This window comes from Bacillus pretiosus, assembly GCF_051294775.1.
Taxonomy (GTDB): Bacteria; Bacillota; Bacilli; order Bacillales; family Bacillaceae_G; genus Bacillus_A; species Bacillus_A wiedmannii.
Genome location: NZ_JBPPHF010000327.1, coordinates 1 through 294 on the forward strand (window position 1 = coordinate 1; position 294 = coordinate 294).

Consider the following 294-nt stretch of genomic DNA (forward strand, 5'->3'; position numbering starts at 1 on the left):
GTGTGAGTCCCAATGGATTCTATACCGGCAAAATCTCCGGCTTTTTGCAATTGTCGATAAGCCTGGATTTTACTAATGGGTTGATCTCCTTTTCGGGAAGGGAATTACCAGGTACTTTCTAGTGTTTGGCCATAAGAGTATACTTCATCAAAAATAGAAGTAAGGTTAATCATGCGTTCTTTCTTAGTTTTTCCCTCTTTGATCTTGAATTCTTTTCTCTTTTTACTTTTTAAATTTATTATGGGTTGTGTTTCAATTTGGAGTAGATCGCTGACACGTAATCCAGTATGGATC

The 294-nt window shown here is 36.7% G+C and carries 1 pseudogene; it reads right to left on the minus strand.

Annotated elements, in window-relative coordinates:
* Positions 1-294 (minus strand): annotated as a pseudogene (locus ACSG5Z_RS31095) (tyrosine-type recombinase/integrase); the annotation flags it as partial.